We start from the raw sequence: 16,456 nt of genomic DNA on the forward strand, positions 1-16,456 counted from the left end.
GGAGATTGCATCCATGACTCTTCCCACCGTTCGTGCCACCACCGGCGCCATCCCGTTCGCCGTCACCTTCACCGACGATCTCGGGCACCGCTGGCTGGCGGACGAGCCGTCCGATGCGGGCGGCGGCGACACCGGCCCGTCACCGCACCGGCTGCTGCTTTCGGCGCTCGGCGCGTGCACAGCGATCACGCTGCAGATGTACGCGGCACGCAAGCAGTGGCCGCTGACCGGCGTAGACGTGGAGCTTCAGTTCAATCCCGATGGCACACCCGCGGCTGGCAACGACATCACGCGTGCAATCGCCCTGCATGGGGCATTGACCGGCGAGCAGCGCGATCGCCTGCTGCAGATCGCCAATATGTGTCCCATCCACAAGGTGCTGACTGGCGAGGTGCGCATTGCCACGCGGCTGACCGCAGCCTCATAGGCATCAGCTCACCGCTCGAAACAGGCGAGCTTGAAACTCCCTCCAGGAGGCTCGCCGACAAGGGTGGCGTGCTTCGGGCCCAACGCGCTCAACGCAGCTGACTGTCCTTGCTGCCACGGCGGTTGTAGAGACCGGCGCCGCGGCCTTCCTCGTCATGGACCTCCTGACAGGCCACGCACAGGCGCACGCCCGGCACGGCCTTGCGCCGCGCTGCCGGAATCGCCGCATCGCATTCCTCGCAGCGCTTCAGGCCGGGGCCCTTGCGCAGCTGCTGGCGCGCCCGCTGCACGGCATCGTTGACCGTGGCGTCGATCTGGTCCTGCACTGCGCCGTCGCCTGCCCAACCCGTTGCCATGGAAACCTCCGGTAGTACACATCGGTTCAACAACAAACCTGTCCCATTCGAAGGTATGGGCATCGGCCGTCAATATCCACTGCGGATCTCCACCGCCGCTCTTCGGCCCCAGCGCAGCGTTCGGCAGGTTGTCGAGCACATCTCCCGGCAGCCATCAGCCTGAGATGGCGCGCGTCGATGCGCCCGTTCGGGGCCCGACCCCGTCGCCGGCATGGCCACCGGAAGCATCGCAGCGGGAATTCCCATCGGCAGCCACGTCATGGAAAGCCTCTCTCAGCTCGCTGGCAGCACGGCATGTCGTGGTTGCGATACCCAGGTTGATGTCGATGGGCCGTCGAGCATGGGGAATGTCGATTTCCCGAGCGGCCATTCGTCGCCCGAACAGACTTCCTCCAACAGGCAATCCTGCGATGACCATCGAGCTGTACGCCCACCCGTTCTCTTCCTACTGCCAGAAGGTTCTCATCGCGCTCTATGAAAGCGGCACCCCGTTCGGGTGGCGCATGGTCGCTCCGGACGACGCCGACACCACCGAAGAATTCGCGCGGCTATGGCCGCTGAAACGCATGCCCCTGCTGCGGGACGGCGCTCGCTCGGTGGTCGAGTCGAGCATCATCATCGAATACCTCGATCTGCACTATCCCGGCGCGGCCCGACTGATCCCCGTCGACGCCGAGGCTGCGCTCGAGGCGCGGGTGCTGGATCGCTTCTTCGACAACTACATCCATACGCCGCTGCAAAAGCTCGTATTCGACCGCCTGCGCCCGGAAGCCGTCCGCGATGGCTTCGGCGTGGCCGAGGCGCGCAGGATGCTCGACACCGCCTACGCCTGGCTTGAGCAGAGGATGGCCGCGCGTCGTTGGGCCGCCGGCGGCGACTTCAGCCTCGCCGATTGCGCCGCCGCGCCCGCGTTGTTCTACGCCGACTGGGCGCACCCGATCCCGCCGGAGCACGCCCACCTCACGGCGTACCGGCAGCGCCTGCTGGCGCGCCCGTCATTCGCGCGTGCCGTCGATGAGGCGCGGCCGTACCGCGCCTATTTCCCGCTCGGCGCGCCCGACCGCGACTGATCGAATGCTTCGACGGCAGATCACCCGGCTGGCCGGACCGCTGTACGACGCGCCTGGCGTCCCTTCCACAGGTAGCCGATGCCCAGCAGCACGAACCACGCCGGGCTGGCGATCAGCGCCGAGCGGGTATCCGGCTGCAGGCTCAGCAGCATCAGCACGAACACGAAGAACGCCAGGCAGGCGTAGCACATCGCCACGCCGCCGGGCATCTTGTAGATCGATTCCTCGTGCAGCTGCGGGCGCTTGCGCCGGTAGGCGATGTAGGCGAACAGGATCAGCGACCACACGAACATGAACAGCACCGCGGACAACGTGGTGATCAGGGTGAACGCGGTGATCAGGTCGGGGATCAGGTAGATCAACGCCGCGCCCAGCAGCAGGCAGAAGCAGGAGAACAGCAGCCCAAGCGACGGTACCGCCGCGCGCGACAACCGCGCGAACACCTTCGGCGCGTGCTCCTCCTCGGCCAAACCGTAAAGCATGCGGCTGGTGGAGAAGATGCCGCTGTTGGCGGAGGACGTGGCCGAGGTCAGCACCACGAAGTTGATCAGACTGGCCGCGGCCGGGATGCCGGCCAGCACGAACAACTCCACGAACGGGCTCTTGCCCGGCTCCACCAGGCGCCACGGCGTCACCACCATGATCGCGACCAGGGCCAGCACGTAGAAGATGATGATGCGTACCGGGATCGAGTTGATCGCCTTGGGCAGGTTGCGTTTCGGGTCGGCCGTCTCGGCGGCGGTGGTGCCGACCAGCTCGATGCCGACGAAGGCGAACACCGCGATCTGGAAGCCGGCGAAGAAGCCGCTCATCCCCTTCGGGAACACGCCGCCGTCATTCCACAGGTTGGCGAACGAAGCCACGTGCCCCGACGGCGAGCGGAAGCCCCACGCGACCAGCGCGAAGCCGGTCACGATCAACGCGCAGATCGCGATGATCTTGATCAGCGCGAACCAGAACTCCATCTCGCCGAACAGCTTCACCGTCACCAGGTTCAGGCTCAGCAGCAACAGCACGCACAACACCGCCGGAATCCACGGCGCCAGCCCCGGAAACCAGAACTGCGCATACGCGGCGATCGCGATCACGTCGGCGATCGCGGTGATGATCCAGCAGAACCAGTAGGTCCAGCCGCAGAAGAAGCCGGCCCACGGTCCGAGCAGGTCGGTGGAGAAGTCGATGAAGGATTTGTACTCGAGGTTGGACAGCAGCAGCTCGCCCATCGCCCGCATCACGAAGAACAGCATCACGCCGATGATCAGGTAAACCAGCAGGATCGACGGCCCGGCCAGGCTGATCGTCTTGCCCGAGCCCATGAACAGGCCGGTGCCGATCGCGCCGCCGATGGCGATCAGCTGCAGGTGCCGGTTCGACAGGCTGCGCCTGAGATGTTCGGGGTGCTGCTCCAGCGATGCGGTCATGGTGCGCGCCTTTGGCTATCGGAATGCGCAAACATACGCGAGAACCCGGCCAGGCGCGAAGTTTCAGTCAGGCGACCACAGAGGCTACGGTTCCGCCCGGATTCCACGCCACCTGATTGCGGCCCTGGCGCTTGGCCCGATACAGCGCGACATCGGCGGCGCTGACCAACTGCTCGAAGTTCGCGTCGACCGCCGCGGCGCCACCGACGCTGGTGGTGATGTCGATGGGACGACCATGGAACACCGCCGGTTGCATCGCCACGGCGGCACGCATGCGTTCGGCCATGGCGCCCGCCTGCGCGGGGTCGATCGCGGGCAGTACCAGTATGAATTCCTCGCCGCCATAGCGGGCGAACAAGGTGCCCTGCGCAAGCCCGGTGCCGCGGATCACCTCGACGAAATGGTTGAGCACCGCGTCGCCCGCGGCGTGGCCCCAGCTGTCATTGATCGCCTTGAAATTGTCCAGGTCGAACATCAGCACGCAGCACGCCTGGCCGCGCGCACGGCACGCATCGACCAGGCGCAGGCCCGCAGCGATCAACGCGCCGCGATTGAGCAGGCCGGTGAGGCCGTCGGTGTGCGCGAGCCGGCCCAGGTCCAGGGTCAACCGCTCGGCCAGCATCAGGGTGAACCCGGTGCTCAGCAGGAACGATGACAGGATGCCGAAGAGGTAATTCCACGTGGTGAGCAGGTCATCGAGTGCCGTACTCGCGAATCTTTCCGGAAACAGGACGACGACCGAACGCAGCAGGTAGAAGAGCGCGTCGATGGCAAAGATCAGCGCGGTGAAACCGCAGGTGTTGCGCATGTCCCGCGGCGAGCGCCACAGCAGCACCCATATCATCCACACGTCCCACACCACGCTGTAGGCGCCGAACATCAATGCCGATACGGTCTGCGATGGCGGCGACAGGTACACGCTGACCTGGTTGGCAAGGAACAGGCCTACTACCGCCATCGGCCAGCGCCAGCGCAGCGGGTAGCGCAGGTGAATGGCGATGCCCATCAGCATCAGCGCATTGGCCAGCGCGATCATGCCGCTGCCCACGACTTCGGAAAGCAGGCTGCCGTTCTCGTTCAACCCCTGCGCGAGCGCGGCAGCGGTCAGCACCCAGAACGCGCTGGCCCAGATGCGCAGCGCCGGCAGGCCGCGCAGTACCAGGCCGAGCAAGGTGAAGCTGATCGAGATGGCGATGCCAACGGCCGCGCCGATGACGCCCAACGTAAAAAGGTCGAAGTGCATGCCCGTTCCGATTGACAGAGCCGAAGGCCAGGGATCAGCACGTCGCCTTTACCAAGCGTGCACGCGGACTCGCGGACTGACATTGGCTTCAAGGTAGCACGGTGGGGGTTCGTCCAGAACTGGCGGACCTGGCGCGTGATGGCCCACGGGTCGCCGCGAAACTCGATGCCGCAGCAGCGCCTCGGCGCTGTCCACATCGCGGCAAAGCCTGTCAATGGCTGGATTCCCGCCAGCCTTAAAATATAAACTGCCCGGTATAGTCTGCGGCCGACGGCGGCGGGCGCACGCTGCAGCCCAACTAGGGTGCCGGCGGCCGGATCCGCTGACCGCGGGTCAACTTATGACACGAGACACGAAGGCCGCGATGCAGTATCTGGTTTCCGGAGCGCTGTGTCGCGGCCTGTCGCCCCGTTTCCCGATCAAGCCCCATTCCCCGATCAAGCAAGTTCTGGAGCTCTTCATGAAGTCCTCGTTACTGAGCACGCCCTTCTTGTGCCTGAGCCTGCTGGCGCTGGCCGCCTGCAGCAAAGGCAAGGAACAGGGGCCGCCCCAGATGCCGCCGCCGGAGGTGGGCGTGATCAAGGTGCAGCCGCAAAACTCGCCCTTGACCCGCGATCTGGTCGGCCGACTGTCGCCCTATCGCAGTGCCGACGTGCGTGCCCGCGTGCCGGGCGTGCTGCTCAAGCGCACTTACGACGAAGGCACCAACGTCAGGAAGGGCCAGCTGCTGTTCCAGATCGATCCGGCCCCGCTGAAAGCGGTGCTGGCCGCGAGTACGGCTGCGCTGGGGCAGGCGCAGGCGACCTACACCAACGACAAGGTCACCGCGCGGCGCGTGAGCGAACTGGCTCCGAAGGGTTACGTGTCCAGGTCCGACCTGGACAATGCGCTGGCTGCCGAGCGCAGTTCGGCCGCCGCGGTGCAGGCAGCCAAGGCCAACGTGCAGACCGCCCGCATCAACCTGGGCTACGCCAATGTGACCTCGCCGATCGACGGCCGCGCCGGCCAGCAGCAGGTCACCGAAGGCGCGCTGGTCGGCAACGGCGAGGCCACCTTGCTAACCACCGTCGACCAGATCGATCCGCTGTATGTGAACTTCACCATGAGCGTGGCCGCACTGGAACAGATGCGCAGCGCACAGAGCAGCGGCAACGTCACCCTGGCCGATACCAACAAGGCCAGCGTGCAGGTCACCCTGCCCGATGGCAGCGCATACGGCGAACCTGGCGTGCTGGACTTCTCCGATACCACAGTCAATCCGGCCACCGGTTCGGTCAACCTGCGCGCCACGATTCCGAACCCGAAGCACACCCTGCTGCCCGGCATGTACGTGACGCTGAAGGCCAGCCTCGGCCAGCAGCACAAGGTGTTTCTGGTTCCACAGGCAGCGGTGCAGCGCGACACGGTAGGCGCCTATGTGATGACCGTCGGCGGCGATGGCAAGGTCAAGCGCAAGGACGTCACCACGACCGACATGAACGCCGGCAACTGGGTGGTGACCGATGGCCTGCAGGCCGGTGACCAGGTGGTGGTGTCGGGCATCCAGAACGTGAAGGACGGTGCGCCGGCAAAGGCCAGCCCATGGCATGCCGCGCCCGCCGCCGGATCATCTTCGGCGAACGCCCCGGGCTCCGCCCCGAGCGGCAAGTAACGGAGCGCAGACCATGCCGAGTTTCTTCATCGACCGCCCGATCTTCGCCTGGGTGGTCGCCATCCTGATTTCGCTGGGCGGCGTGCTGGCCATCCTCAACCTGGGCGTGGAGTCGTATCCCACGATCGCGCCGCCATCGGTGACGGTGTCCGCCAGCTATCCCGGCGCCAGTGCCGACACCACCGAGAAAACCGTTACCCAGGTCATCGAACAGCAGCTCACCGGCATCGACCATCTGCTGTACTTCAATTCGTCGTCCAGTTCCAACGGCCGCGCCAACATCACGCTGACCTTCGAAACCGGCACCGACCCGGACATCGCCCAGGTGCAGGTGCAGAACAAGGTGGCGCTGGCTACGCCGCGACTGCCTTCCGAGGTGACCCAGCAGGGCGTGGTGGTGGCCAAGGCCAACGCGGGCTTCCTGATGGTGGTGGCGCTGAAATCGGATAATCCGGGCATCGACCGCGACCGTCTCAACGACATCGTCGGCTCGCAGGTGCTGGACCAGATTTCGCGCGTGCCCGGCGTCGGCAGTACCCAGCAGTTCGGTTCCGAATACGCGATGCGGATCTGGCTGAACCCGGACAAGCTGCAGGGCTACGGTCTGTCGGCCAGCCAGGTGCTGGCGGCCATCAAGGCTCAGAACGTGCAGTTCGCCGCCGGCTCGGTTGGCGCCGACCCGGCCTTGCCGGGCCATGGCTTCAGCGCCACGGTGTCCACCGAAGGACGCTTCACCACCCCCGCGCAGTTCGGCGGCATCATCCTGCGCGCCAACCCCGACGGCACCACCGTCACCCTGGGGGACGTGGCGCGGATCAGCTTCGGCCCGAACGGTTACGGCTTCGACACCCAGTGGGACGGCAAGCCGATCGGCGCGTTCGCGATCCAGTTGCTGCCCGGCGCCAATGCGCTGGACGTGGCCACCGCGGTGCGCGCCAAGATGGACGAGCTCGCGCCGAGCTTTCCACAGGGCGTGAGCTGGTTCAGCCCCTATGACAGCACGACCTTCGTGACCATCTCGATCAACGAAGTGGTGCACACGCTGGTCGAGGCGATCATCCTGGTGTTCCTGGTGATGCTGCTGTTCCTGCAGAACATCCGCGCCACCATCATCCCTACCTTGGTGATTCCGGTCGCGCTGCTGGGCACCTTCCTGGGCATGCTGGTGCTCGGCTTCACGATCAACCAGCTGACCCTGTTCGGCATGGTGCTGGCGATCGGCATCGTGGTGGACGACGCGATCGTGGTGATCGAGAACGTCGAACGCATCATGACCGAGGAAAACCTGTCCCCGAAGGATGCCACGCGCAAGGCGATGGGCCAGATTACCGGCGCGGTGGTGGCGATCACGGTGGTGCTGGCGGCGGTGTTCGTGCCGTCGTCGCTGCAGCCCGGCGCCACCGGCGTGATCTACAAGCAGTTCGCGCTGACCATCGCGGTGTCGATGGGCTTCTCCGCGTTTCTCGCGCTGTCCTTCACTCCGGCACTGTGCGCCAGCTTCCTGAAGCCGGAGCATGAAAACAGGAAGAACATCGTCTACCGCAAGTTCAACGAACTGTTCACCTGGACCACTCATACCTACACCGGCCACGTCGGCGGCGCCGTGCGGCATGCGCCGCGGTGGATGCTGGCCTTCGTGCTGATCGCGGTACTCGGCGGCTTCCTGTACACGCGCCTGCCCGGCAGCTTCCTGCCCGAGGAGGATCAGGGTTACGCGCTGTCGGTGATCCAGCTGCCGCCGGGCGCCACCAAGCAGCGCACCAGCGCGGTGATGAAACAGATGCGCGATGTGCTGGGCAAGGACAGCGCGGTGGAAGGCGTGCTGCAGGTCACCGGCTTCAGTTTCATTGGTTCCGGCGAGAACGCCGGCATGGCCTTCATCAAGCTCAAGGACTGGGCCAAGCGCGACGTGACTGCCGCGCAGTTCATCCAGCGCGCCAATGGCGAGATGCAGCAGATCCACGACGCGCGCATCTTCGTCGCCAACATTCCCACGGTGCAGGGCCTGGGCCAGTTCGGCGGCTTCGACATGTACCTGCAGGATCGTGGCGGCGCTGGCCGCGATGCGCTCACCCAGGCGCGTAACACCCTGCTCGGCAAGGCCAGCCAGAACAAGCTGCTGACCGGCGTGCGTCCGAACTCGCTGGAAGATTCACCGCAGTTGCATCTGGATGTGGACCGCGTGCAGGCGCAGTCGATGGGCCTGTCGGTGGGCGACATCTACAACGCGATCGGCCTTATGCTGGCGCCGGTGTACGTCAACGACTTCACCTACGGCGGCCGCGTCAAGCGCGTCATCATGCAGGCCGATGCACCCTACCGCATGGGCCCGGAAGCGCTGCAGCACATCTTCACGCCGGGGCCGACGCCGACCGGCAGCAGTACGCCGCAGATGATCCCGCTGTCGAACGTGGTACACACGCGCTGGAACGTCTCGTCTCCCTCGCTGACCCGCTACAACGGTTATTCGGCGGTCGAGATCGTCGGCTCGCCGGCACCGGGGCACGCCTCGGGCGAAGCGATGGGCGAGATGGAGAAGATCGTCAACAACGATCTGCCCAAGGGCTTCGGCTTCGACTGGACCGGCCAGTCGTATCAGGAAATCCTGTCCGGCAACGCGGCCACGTTGCTGATGGTGCTGTCGATCGTGATCGTGTTCCTGGCGCTGGCGGCGTTGTACGAAAGCTGGTCGATCCCCGTCGCTGTCTTGCTGGTGGTGCCGCTGGGCCTGCTCGGCGCGGTGGTGTTCACCCTGCTGCGCGGCCTGCCCGACGACATCTACTTCAAGATCGGCCTGATCACGGTGATCGGCCTGGCGGCCAAGAACGCGATCCTGATCGTCGAGTTCGCAGTGGAACAGCAGCAGGAAGGCAAGACCCTGCGGGACGCGGTGGTCACTGCGGCCCGGCTGCGGCTGCGGCCGATCCTGATGACCTCGCTGGCGTTCATCCTGGGCGTATCCCCGTTGTTCTTCTCCAGCGGCGCAGGCGCAAACGCGCGCCATGCGATCGGCACCGGCGTCATCGGCGGCATGCTGTTCGCCACCTTCCTCGGCGTGCTGCTGATCCCGGTGTTCTACGTGGTGGTGCGCCGCTTGCTCGGCGACAAGCTGGACGGCGATACGCCAGCGGCCCCGTCGGCCGGCAATGACATGCGCTCGTTCGATTCGGATCCGCGCCGTGGCGCGTGATCCGCTCGGGCACCTTCAGTCCCGCAGTCACTGCGGGGCTGCAGGTCATCGGAATCGCCGATCCACGCGGACGAAGTTTGCGGCAGGTGACCCGCTATCCGGCTGCTGTCTGTCGTGGTGCTGGGCCCGGTCGCGCTGATGTACGTCAAGAAGCTTCCGGGGTACTCCAAGGAGAGAGTTCCGGCTCAGCGCAGCCCGGTCTCCGCCCGCGCGATCACCAGCCGCTGGATCTCGCTGGTGCCTTCATAGATCTCGGTGATCTTGGCATCGCGGAAGTAGCGCTCCAGCGGCATTTCCTTTGAGTAGCCCATGCCGCCGTGGATCTGTACCGCCTGGTGGCTGATCCACATCGCCGCCTCCGACGCGGTGAGTTTGGCCACCGCCGCCTCGGTACCGAAGCGGCCGCCGTGTTTCTCGGTTTCGCCCTTCAACCACGCCGCGCGCAGGGTCAGCAGGGTCGCCGCATCCAGCTTGCATTTCATGTCGGCGATCTTCGACTGGGTCATCTGAAACGTGCCGATCGGTGCGCCGAACGCCTTGCGGTCGCGCGACCACTGCAAGGTCGCCTCGTACGCGGCGCGTGCGATGCCCACGGCCTGCGAGGCGATGCCGATGCGCCCCGCGTCGAGCACGCCCATCGCGATGGAGAAACCCTTGCCCTCCTCGCCGAGCAGGTTCTCCTTCGGCAGCACGTAGTCGGTGAACTCGATCTCGCAGGTGGCCGATGCGCGGATACCGAGCTTCGGCTCGCTCTTGCCGGCATGGAAGCCAGGCAGCTGGGTGTCGACGATGAAAGCCGATACGCCCTTCGCACCAATACCCGGCGTGGAGATGGCGAACAGCACGATGTAGCGCGCCACGGGGCCGGAGGTGATCCAGCTCTTCTTGCCATTGATCACCCAGTCGCCGTTGGCGTTCTTCGCGGCGCGGGTGTGCATGGCCGAGGCGTCCGAGCCCGACTGCGGCTCGGTCAGCGCGTACGCGCCGATGGCCTCGCCGGTGGCGATCGCGCGCACATACTTCTGCTTCTGCTCCTCGTTGCCGTGCTTGAGGATGCCGTTGCAGAACAGCGAATTGTTGACCGACATGATGGTCGAGGTGGCGGCATCGGCCGCGGCGATCTCGATCATCGCCAGCACGTAGGCGACCGGATCCATGCCGGCACCGCCGTAGGCTTCCGGCACCTCGATGCCCATCAGGCCGAGCTGCCCCATCTCGCGGATGTTCTCCAGCGGAAACTCGCCCTTGGCGTCCAGTTCCGCCGCCACCGGCACGATGCGCTTCTGCGCAAAGTCGCGGGCGATCGACTGGATGGACAACTGGTCTTCAGTGAAACGGAAATCCATGGACTACTCCCGGGCGCCGCGTGCAGGCGGCTGATCAAGACGCAAACTGGTGAAAGCGACAGCCAGCCGCCTATTCTAGCGGCCGGCGCCGATGGCGTCGTGCCTCCCCGCATGCGCGCCACACCGCGGAGGGCCCGCTCTCGTGTGCGATGCGTCTTCCCACCGCCAGCGGAAAGCGTCGCCCCCGGGCTGGCCTCCCGCGAAAATCAAGGCCTGCGCATCGCTTGACGACCCGGCGAACCAAGGCCAGACTTGTTATCTCTTTATCGCGATACAAGGATGCCCGATGGACCTGGCGACTGCCTCCAGCGTGCTCCGGCTGCTGGCCGATCCCACCCGCGTGCGCCTGCTGGCCCTGCTGGAACACGAGGAACTCACCGTGGCCGAGCTGGCCGCGGTGCTGCATCTGGCGCAACCGCGGGTGTCCACCCATCTGGCGAAATTGAAGGAAGCCGGGCTGGTGCGCGATCGCCGCGCCGGCGTGTCCGCCTACTATCGCGCCAACAATGAAGGCGACGAGGCGCAGCACAATCTTCTGGCTTCGCTGCGCGAGAGCATTGACGACGCCTTGCTGCGCGAAGACACCGCGCGCCTGCCCGGCGTACTGGCCAACCGTGCCCGCGAGGAAGGCTGGGCCGATACCGTGGCCGGCGACATGGAGCGGCATTATTCGCCGGGCCGCACCTGGGAAACACTGGCGCGTTCACTGCTGCAACTGCTGGGTACCGGCGACGTGCTGGATATCGCTTCCGGCGACGGCATCACCGCCGAGCTGCTGGCGCCGCACGCGCATGCGATCGTCTGCGTCGATTCCGGCGAGCGTGTGGTCGAGGCCGCGGCCAAGCGGCTCAAGCCGTTCGCCAACGTGCAGGTACGTCGAGGCGACATGCATGCGCTGGACCTGGGCGAGCAACGCTTCGACCTGGTGCTGATGCTGCACGCGCTGACCTATGCCGAGCATCCCGCCCGGGCCGTGGCCGAAGCCGCGCGACTGCTGCGCCCCGGCGGCCGTCTGCTCGCCGTCACGTTGGGCCAGCACGACCATCGTGCCGCGGTCGAACCGTTCGATCATCGCAATCTCGGCTTCAGCGCCGAGCAGCTTGACAGCTACGCGCGTGCCGCCGGACTCAACGTGATGAGCTGCAACCGGCTCAGCCGCGAGCGCAAGGCGCCGCATTTCGAAGTCATCAGCCTGCTTGCGCGCAAGCCCGCTTGAACATCGCTGCACCGCTTACCAAAGGAAGTCCGATGAGTACCCTGCCCTGGCTCCATCCCGATCGCGTCGCCCTGCTGGAGCAGGCGCTGCGCCAGCGCATCCTGATTCTCGATGGCGGCATGGGCACCATGCTGCAGGCGCACGAACTGGATGAACAAGGTTTCCGCGGCGAACGCTTCGAGCAGGGCCACGATGGCCATGCGCAGGTTCATGACAACCATGCCCATCCGGGCGGCTGCGACCTCAAGGGCAACAACGACCTGCTCACGCTGACCATGCCGCAGATCATCCGCGGCGTGCACGATGCCTACCTCGAAGCCGGCGCCGACCTGATCGAAACCAACACTTTCAACTCCACCCGCATCAGCCAGGCCGATTACAAGCTGCAGCACCTCGCCTACGAGCTGAACCTGGCAGGTGCCCGTCTGGCGCGCGCCGCCTGCGATGCGATGAGCGCGAAGACACCGGATCGCCCACGCTTCGTGATCGGGGTGCTCGGCCCCACCAGCCGCACCGCCTCGCTGTCGCCGGACGTCAACGATCCCGGCTTCCGCAACGTCACGTTCGAGGAGCTGGCAGAGAACTACGCCGAATCCGCCAACGGCCTGATCGATGGTGGCGCCGACGTGCTCATGGTCGAGACGATCTTCGATACGTTGAACGCGAAAGCCGCGCTGTTCGCGCTGAGCGAGCTGTTCCACCAGCGTGGCGCCCGCTTGCCGGTGATGATCTCCGGCACCATCACCGACCGCTCCGGTCGCACGCTTTCGGGCCAGACCGCCGAGGCGTTCTACTACTCCGTGCGTCACGCGCGACCGTTGTCGGTGGGCTTCAACTGCGCCCTCGGTGCCGATGACCTGCGCCCGCATATCCAGACGCTGGCGAATCTCGCCGAGAGCTATGTCAGCACACATCCGAACGCCGGCCTGCCGAACGCGTTCGGCGAGTACGACGAGACACCCGAGCACATGGCGGCCGTGATCGGCGGCTTCGCCCGCGATGGGCTGCTGAATCTGGTCGGTGGTTGTTGCGGTACCACACCGGCTCACATCAGGGCGATCGCCGCAGCGGTGCGCAACCATCCACCCCGCGCGCTGCCGTCGCTCGACGCGGAGGCTGCATAACATGGCCCGTCACACCCGCCTGTCCGGCCTCGAACCGCTGGTCATCACGCCCGACCTGCTGTTCATCAATGTCGGCGAGCGCACCAACGTCACCGGCTCGGCACAGTTCAAGAAGCTGATCAAGGAAGACCGCTACGACGAGGCCGTCGAAGTCGCCCGCCAGCAGGTCGCCAATGGCGCGCAGGTGATCGACATCAACATGGACGAGGGCCTGATCGACTCCGAGGCGGCGATGACCCGCTTCGTCAACCTGATCTCGTCCGAACCCGACATCGCCCGCGTGCCGTTCATGATCGACTCGTCGAAGTGGACGGTGATCGAGGCCGGCCTGCGCTGCCTGCAGGGCAAGGGCATCGTCAACTCCATTTCGATGAAGGAAGGCGAGGCGGCCTTCCTCGAACAGGCGCGCAAGGTGCAGCAGTATGGCGCCGCCGCCGTGGTGATGGCGTTCGACGAGCAGGGCCAGGCCGACACTTGCCAGCGCAAGGTGGAGATCTGCTCGCGCGCCCATGAGTTGTTGACGACCGAACTCGACTTCCTGCCCGAAGACATCATCTTCGATCCGAACATCTTCGCCATCGCCACCGGCATCGAGGAGCACAACAACTACGCGGTGGACTTCATCGAAGCCACGCGCGAGTTGAAGCGGCGCTTCCCCGACTGCCACATCTCCGGCGGCGTCTCCAACGTGTCGTTCTCGTTCCGCGGCAACAACGTCGTGCGCGAGGCGATCCACTCGGTATTCCTGTACCACGCCATCAAGGCGGGCATGGACATGGGCATCGTCAACGCCGGCGCGCTGACGATCATGGACGACATCGACCCGCCGCTGCGCGAGCGCGTCGAGGACGTGGTGCTGAATCGGCGCGAGGACGCCACCGAGCGGCTGCTGGAGATCGCCGACAACTACAAGGGCAAGCGTGGCGAAGCTGTGGTCGAGACGCTGGCCTGGCGCGAGAAGCCGGTGCGCGAGCGGCTCAGCCACGCGCTGGTGCACGGCATCGACCAGTACGTGGTCGAGGACACCGAAGAGGCGCGCCAGATGTCCACGCGCCCGCTCGACGTGATCGAAGGCCCGCTGATGGACGGCATGAACGTGGTCGGCGACCTGTTCGGCGCCGGCAAGATGTTCCTGCCGCAGGTGGTGAAGTCCGCCCGCGTGATGAAGAAGGCGGTGGCCTACCTGCTGCCGTACATCGAGGCGGAGAAGCTGCGCACCGGCGACATGGGCAAGAACAACGGCAAGATCATCATGGCCACGGTCAAGGGCGACGTGCACGACATCGGCAAGAACATCGTCGGCGTGGTGCTCCGCTGCAACAACTTCGAGGTGATCGATCTCGGCGTGATGGTGCCGGCGCAGAAGATCCTGGAGACGGCGATCGCCGAGAAGGCCGACATGATCGGCCTCTCGGGGCTCATCACGCCGTCGCTGGAGGAGATGAGCCAGGTCGCGCGCGAAATGCAGCGCCAGGATTTCCACATCCCGCTGCTGATCGGCGGCGCCACCACTTCGCGCGCGCACACCGCGCTCAAGATCGAGCCGCACTACAAGGCCGGCACCGTATGGGTGAAGGATGCCTCGCGCGCGGTCGGCGTGGCGCAATCGCTGGTCAGCAAGGATCTGGTCGGCGACTTCCTCGAGAAGGTCCGCCTCGAGTACGCCGACGTGCGCGAACGCCACCGCAACCGCGGCCCCGGCAAGAAACTGGTGTCGCTGGAGAAGGCCCGCGACCAGCGCTTCCGCTGCGACTGGGCCAGCTACGATCCGCCGCAGCCGAACCGCCCCGGCGTCACCGTGTTCGACGACTACGACCTGTCCACCATCCGCCGCTACATCGACTGGACCCCGTTCTTCCAGGCGTGGGAACTGGCCGGCCACTACCCGGCCATCCTCACCGACGCCGTGGTCGGCCCGCAGGCCAGCGAGCTGTTCAGGGATGCGCAGGCCATGCTGGACAGGATCATCGCCGAGAAGTGGCTGACCGCCCGCGCCGTGATCGGCCTGTGGCCGGCCGCCAACATCGGCGATGACGTCGAGGTTTACACCGACACCAGCCGCACCAAGCGGCTCGCCAGGCTGTGCAGCCTGCGCCAGCAGGCCGACAAGCCACCCGAGCGCCCCAACCTCTGCCTCGCCGACTTCATCACGCCGAAGGAATTCGACAAACCCGACTGGATCGGCGGCTTCGCCGTCACTGCCGGCCTCGGCATCGAGGAACATCTGGCCCGCTTCCATGCCGACTACGACGACTACTCATCGATCATCCTCAAGGCGCTGGCCGACCGCCTCGCCGAAGCGTTCGCCGAGCACATGCACGAGCGCGTGCGCAAGGAATTCTGGGGCTTCGTACCGGACGAGTCGCTCGACAACGACGCACTGATCGCCGAGAACTACCGCGGCATCCGCCCGGCCCCCGGCTACCCCGCCTGCCCCGAACACACCGAGAAGGCCACCCTGTTCAAATTGCTCGACGTCACCCGCAACACCGGCATCGAACTCACCGAAGGCTTCTCGATGTACCCCGCCGCCGCCGTCTCGGGCTGGTACTACTCGCACCCGGGCAGCCAGTACTTCGTGGTCGGCCGGCTTGGCAAGGACCAGGTCGAGGACTACGCCAGGCGCAAGGAATGGACCCTGGCCGAAGCCGAACGCTGGCTCTCTTCCAACCTCGACTACGAAACCGAATGAGTTCTGCCGCGCGTTTCCGGGCAGGCGTACAAGCCTGCCCGGTCACTCACGCAACCGTATCGCCGGTGACGCTGTTCTTCCGATGGCGCAGATGCACGATCAGGTTGTAGATCGAGACGAAGGCCGGGAAGAAATTCGAGATGATGCCCACCGAATCGTTCTTGCCGATGGTGAAATAGGCCAGCAACAACGCACTTCCCACCACCGACAGCCACCAGAACGATAGCGGCATCACCACCCGCTTGTGCTTGCGGGTGTAGTAAAGCTGCACGAACCATCGGCTGGTGAACATCACCGAGCCGAGCAGGCCGATGATCTTCCAGGGCGTCAGCTGAAAATGCTGCAAGGCGTGGATGATTTGGGCAAGTTCGGTGCTGAGAAATTCCATGATCGGGCGCTTTGGCATTGAAAGAACGGCGAGTTTACAGCCACCCACGTGCACCGCCTCCCGGCCCGCCGACCGTCAGCCAGCGTGTGTTGCACGGAAGGCGAGTCCGCACCAGCCATTGACCCGCCCCGCAGCTGCCCCTAGAATCTCGCGCTCACGGCGGGCGGTTAGCTCAGCGGTAGAGCACTGCCTTCACACGGCAGGTGTCACAAGTTCGATCCTTGTACCGCCCACCAATCGAATGCAGGTCTGAAGCCATCCTTGCGATGGCTTCTTTCTTTCTGTACTTCCGGGTTCGCCGGACGCCCCCATCGGCTCTGCGTTCAGCCTGCG

12 protein-coding genes and 1 tRNA gene are annotated in these 16,456 nt (G+C 65.6%); 8 read left to right on the forward strand and 5 right to left on the reverse strand.

Features of this window, described 5'->3' with window-relative positions:
• The first annotated feature begins 13 nt into the window (after positions 1 to 13).
• Positions 14 to 427 (forward strand): OsmC family protein, encoded by a 414-nt coding sequence (locus ACFPME_RS14990; RefSeq protein ID WP_377306460.1) that lies wholly within the window; start codon positions 14 to 16, stop codon positions 425 to 427.
• A gap of 88 nt (positions 428 to 515) precedes the next feature.
• Here ACFPME_RS14990 and ACFPME_RS14995 read toward each other — a convergent pair whose 3' ends face one another.
• Positions 516 to 782 (reverse strand): DksA/TraR family C4-type zinc finger protein, encoded by a 267-nt coding sequence (locus ACFPME_RS14995; RefSeq protein WP_377306461.1) that lies wholly within the window; start codon positions 780 to 782, stop codon positions 516 to 518.
• Positions 783 to 1,192: 410 nt separating this feature from the next.
• Here ACFPME_RS14995 and ACFPME_RS15000 point away from each other — a divergent pair, with 410 nt between their 5' ends.
• Positions 1,193 to 1,852 carry a glutathione S-transferase family protein gene (locus tag ACFPME_RS15000; RefSeq protein ID WP_377306462.1) on the forward strand — a complete coding sequence of 220 codons (660 nt, stop codon included), beginning with the start codon at positions 1,193 to 1,195 and terminating at the stop codon, positions 1,850 to 1,852.
• Positions 1,853 to 1,872: 20 nt separating this feature from the next.
• Here ACFPME_RS15000 and cycA read toward each other — a convergent pair whose 3' ends face one another.
• Both cycA and ACFPME_RS15010 read right to left on the reverse strand, forming a co-directional pair.
• Complete coding sequence (gene cycA, locus ACFPME_RS15005) at positions 1,873 to 3,273, reverse strand: D-serine/D-alanine/glycine transporter (RefSeq protein WP_377306463.1); 1,401 nt, start codon at positions 3,271 to 3,273, stop codon at positions 1,873 to 1,875.
• Between the two features lie 67 nt (positions 3,274 to 3,340).
• Positions 3,341 to 4,516 carry a GGDEF domain-containing protein gene (locus tag ACFPME_RS15010; RefSeq protein ID WP_377306464.1) on the reverse strand — a complete coding sequence of 392 codons (1,176 nt, stop codon included), beginning with the start codon at positions 4,514 to 4,516 and terminating at the stop codon, positions 3,341 to 3,343.
• 460 nt (positions 4,517 to 4,976) lie between these two features.
• Here ACFPME_RS15010 and ACFPME_RS15015 point away from each other — a divergent pair, with 460 nt between their 5' ends.
• Together ACFPME_RS15015 and ACFPME_RS15020 are read left to right on the forward strand one after the other, a co-directional pair.
• A complete protein-coding gene (locus ACFPME_RS15015; RefSeq protein ID WP_377306465.1) occupies positions 4,977 to 6,167 on the forward strand; it encodes an efflux RND transporter periplasmic adaptor subunit in 1,191 nt (396 codons plus the stop codon).
• 13 nt (positions 6,168 to 6,180) lie between these two features.
• Positions 6,181 to 9,357, forward strand: a complete 3,177-nt coding sequence (locus ACFPME_RS15020; RefSeq protein ID WP_377306466.1) for a multidrug efflux RND transporter permease subunit — start codon at positions 6,181 to 6,183, stop codon at positions 9,355 to 9,357.
• 185 nt (positions 9,358 to 9,542) lie between these two features.
• On the opposite strand, the gene ACFPME_RS15025 is transcribed toward ACFPME_RS15020, so the two are convergent.
• Positions 9,543 to 10,703, reverse strand: coding sequence for an acyl-CoA dehydrogenase family protein (locus ACFPME_RS15025; RefSeq protein ID WP_377306467.1), 1,161 nt, complete (start codon positions 10,701 to 10,703; stop codon positions 9,543 to 9,545).
• Between the two features lie 286 nt (positions 10,704 to 10,989).
• On the opposite strand from ACFPME_RS15025, the gene ACFPME_RS15030 reads away from it, so the two are divergent.
• From ACFPME_RS15030 to metH, 3 genes are read left to right on the forward strand one after another with little or no spacing between them, the layout of a single operon-like run.
• The gene (locus tag ACFPME_RS15030; protein ID WP_377306468.1) at positions 10,990 to 11,919 is read left to right on the forward strand and encodes an ArsR/SmtB family transcription factor; all 930 of its coding nucleotides are present in this window, start codon (positions 10,990 to 10,992) and stop codon (positions 11,917 to 11,919) included.
• Between the two features lie 32 nt (positions 11,920 to 11,951).
• The gene (locus ACFPME_RS15035) at positions 11,952 to 13,043 is read left to right on the forward strand and encodes a homocysteine S-methyltransferase family protein (protein ID WP_377306469.1); all 1,092 of its coding nucleotides are present in this window, start codon (positions 11,952 to 11,954) and stop codon (positions 13,041 to 13,043) included.
• Positions 13,000 to 15,735, forward strand: a complete 2,736-nt coding sequence (gene metH, locus ACFPME_RS15040; protein ID WP_377306791.1) for a methionine synthase — start codon at positions 13,000 to 13,002, stop codon at positions 15,733 to 15,735. The genes ACFPME_RS15035 and metH overlap by 44 nt, the downstream gene beginning before the upstream one ends.
• 46 nt (positions 15,736 to 15,781) lie before the next feature.
• Here metH and ACFPME_RS15045 read toward each other — a convergent pair whose 3' ends face one another.
• The gene (locus ACFPME_RS15045) at positions 15,782 to 16,123 is read right to left on the reverse strand and encodes a lipid-A-disaccharide synthase N-terminal domain-containing protein (protein WP_377306470.1); all 342 of its coding nucleotides are present in this window, start codon (positions 16,121 to 16,123) and stop codon (positions 15,782 to 15,784) included.
• A 161-nt stretch (positions 16,124 to 16,284) separates the two neighbouring features.
• Here ACFPME_RS15045 and ACFPME_RS15050 point away from each other — a divergent pair.
• A tRNA-Val gene (locus tag ACFPME_RS15050) sits at positions 16,285 to 16,359 on the forward strand.
• Positions 16,360 to 16,456 lie beyond the last annotated feature (97 nt).

Origin of the sequence: Rhodanobacter umsongensis (assembly GCF_042654965.1) — a bacterium.
In the GTDB taxonomy this organism is placed as follows: Bacteria; Pseudomonadota; Gammaproteobacteria; order Xanthomonadales; family Rhodanobacteraceae; genus Rhodanobacter; species Rhodanobacter umsongensis.

Bases quoted from the DNA above. Each gene is read 5' to 3' on its own strand.
- ACFPME_RS14990 (WP_377306460.1), top strand. From the start codon at position 14: ATGACTCTTCCCACCGTTCGTGCCACCACCGGCGCCATCCCGTTCGCC.
- ACFPME_RS14995 (WP_377306461.1), bottom strand. From the start codon at position 782: ATGGCAACGGGTTGGGCAGGCGACGGCGCAGTGCAGGACCAGATCGAC.
- ACFPME_RS15000 (WP_377306462.1), top strand. From the start codon at position 1,193: ATGACCATCGAGCTGTACGCCCACCCGTTCTCTTCCTACTGCCAGAAG.
- cycA (WP_377306463.1), bottom strand. From the start codon at position 3,273: ATGACCGCATCGCTGGAGCAGCACCCCGAACATCTCAGGCGCAGCCTG.
- ACFPME_RS15010 (WP_377306464.1), bottom strand. From the start codon at position 4,516: ATGCACTTCGACCTTTTTACGTTGGGCGTCATCGGCGCGGCCGTTGGC.
- ACFPME_RS15015 (WP_377306465.1), top strand. From the start codon at position 4,977: ATGAAGTCCTCGTTACTGAGCACGCCCTTCTTGTGCCTGAGCCTGCTG.
- ACFPME_RS15020 (WP_377306466.1), top strand. From the start codon at position 6,181: ATGCCGAGTTTCTTCATCGACCGCCCGATCTTCGCCTGGGTGGTCGCC.
- ACFPME_RS15025 (WP_377306467.1), bottom strand. From the start codon at position 10,703: ATGGATTTCCGTTTCACTGAAGACCAGTTGTCCATCCAGTCGATCGCC.
- ACFPME_RS15030 (WP_377306468.1), top strand. From the start codon at position 10,990: ATGGACCTGGCGACTGCCTCCAGCGTGCTCCGGCTGCTGGCCGATCCC.
- ACFPME_RS15035 (WP_377306469.1), top strand. From the start codon at position 11,952: ATGAGTACCCTGCCCTGGCTCCATCCCGATCGCGTCGCCCTGCTGGAG.
- ACFPME_RS15045 (WP_377306470.1), bottom strand. From the start codon at position 16,123: ATGGAATTTCTCAGCACCGAACTTGCCCAAATCATCCACGCCTTGCAG.